Below are 1,927 nucleotides of genomic sequence, written 5' to 3'. Positions count from 1 at the left end.
CACGCCTCACCGCAGCAGATCATCACCACCCTCGGGGCCACCCACGCGCTGGACATTGTGAGCCGCACCCTGCTGCGCGCCGGGGATTCTGTGATGGTCGAGGAGCCGGGTTGGGCGATTGAGTTTGCCCGGCTGACCGCCTTGGGCATGCGTATTTTGCCGGTGCCACGCGGGGCCGAGGGGCCCGATCTGGCGCTGATGGCGCGCTACTGCGAACTGCACAGCCCGAAGCTTTTTGTGAGTGTCAGCGTGTTTCACAACCCGACCGGGTACTGCCTGACGCCGGGCAGTGCGCACCGGGTCTTGCAGTTGGCCAGCCAGCACGATTTTCATATTGTTGAAGACGATACCTACAGCCACATTGCGCCCGAACATGCCACCCGACTGTGCGCGTTGGACGGTCTGCAACGCACGATTTATGTCAGCGGCTTTTCCAAAATTCTGGCGCCCGGCTGGCGTGTGGGTTATCTGGCGGCCTCGCTGACGCTGGTGGAGTCGTTGCTGGATACGAAGTTGTTGGCGACCCTGACGACGCCCGCATTGCTCGAAAAAGCCATCGCGTGGTGCATTGATCAAGGCCAGTTGCGCCGCCATGCCGAGCGCATCCGAACCCGGCTGGATCTGGCGCGGGCTCGCAGCGTCAAGCTGGCGCTGGCCGCAGGCTGCACATTTGCCGCGCCGCCAGCGGGTTTGTTTGGCTGGGTAGAGACCGGGGTGGACACCGATGCGCTGGCCCAGCGCATGCTGGATGAGGGCTATTTATTGGCGCCGGGGGCCTTGTTCCATGCCAGCCGGCATCCGAGTACGCTGATGCGCATCAACTTTGCCACCACGCAAGAAGCGACGTTCTGGCAGGTTTTTACAAAAATTCGCGCGGAGATGAGCCCGGTGGCCGTCGCCGACGTCAGACCAGCAACAAGCCTTTTGGCGGGAGGTGTTTGACGTTGGACAGCGTGCGCAGCAGTGCCCGGTTGACCTCTTCGATGTTCATCTCGTGCGCATCGCACAGCACGCGTGTGGCGTGGGTGTGTGGTGACTCCAGTGCGGTGGCGACGTCCAGGTAGGGCACATACGGCCCTGCGTGGCCCAGAATGGCGGACGTTACGCGCTCAGAGAGTTGCAGGCGCGAACAGGCCGCGAGCAAGGGCTCGCCCAGCAGCAAATCTATCTGCGACAACAGGCCGCACATAAAGACCTCGCGACGCAGATCATCGCCATCGCCCGCGTCCATCAGCTGGTCCATCAGGCGCGCCCGTGCCACCATGGCGATACGCACCGGTTGCAAGTTGAGGTCGCTGGTGGCGTGCGGCAGTTGCCCCAGCAGCCAGGCGCGGATCACCGAGAAACCCAGCACCAGCAGGCCTTGGCGCGCGGTTTCAATCTCGGTGCGCAAGCCCAGTCCGGCCGAGTTGGCGTAACGCAAGAAGCGGTAGAAAAGGGTCGGTTCTTCGCTCAGGATTTGTTCGATTTGTTCCACCGAATCATCGGCGTCAATCGCTTCGATCAGTTGGACCACCGCACGGTGTGAAGGTTGGATGCGCTGGTGCCGGTAGCCGTGCAACACGTCTTCCATGGGCCAACCGGCCACAGCCCAGGCGCCTTGTTCGTCCAGGCAATGCTCGGCCAGCACCCAACTGGCAACTGATTCGTAAATGTGCCCTGCCACCACCGGGCTGGTGACGCGACTAGGCAGCGTGGCCTCCGCTCCGTTGTGTTTGCGCAGCGAGACCCGAAGACCGGCCAGCGCTTCCTCGGGGGTCAGGCTCACCATCTGGCGTAAAAAGCAAGGCGCCAGTTCCGGGCTGGGGTGCGCGCCGGGCTCGCCGCGCCAGACCAGCCGCAAGCCACGGCGATGGGCCTGGTGCACGCGCGCCACCATAGCCTTATCGCGCAGGTGGGACTCATTGACCTCAATCCAGGGGCAGGT

Annotated in this window: 2 protein-coding genes; one reads left to right on the top strand and one right to left on the bottom strand. The window is 63.4% G+C overall.

Going from position 1 to position 1,927, the window contains the following annotated elements; genetic code table 11:
* A partial coding sequence (locus WCG50_RS19215; protein ID WP_336901199.1) for a PLP-dependent aminotransferase family protein occupies positions 1-942 on the top strand: 942 nt, incomplete at its 5' end.
* Here WCG50_RS19215 and WCG50_RS19210 read toward each other — a convergent pair.
* Positions 905-1,927, bottom strand: a 1,023-nt coding sequence (locus WCG50_RS19210) for an HDOD domain-containing protein (RefSeq protein WP_336901198.1), incomplete at its 5' end; no start/stop codon positions are given. The genes WCG50_RS19215 and WCG50_RS19210 overlap by 38 nt on opposite strands.

Source organism: Rhodoferax sp., assembly GCF_037143375.1.
Taxonomy (GTDB): domain Bacteria; phylum Pseudomonadota; class Gammaproteobacteria; order Burkholderiales; family Burkholderiaceae_C; genus Rhodoferax.
This window is presented reverse-complemented; position numbering and strand designations above follow the sequence as displayed.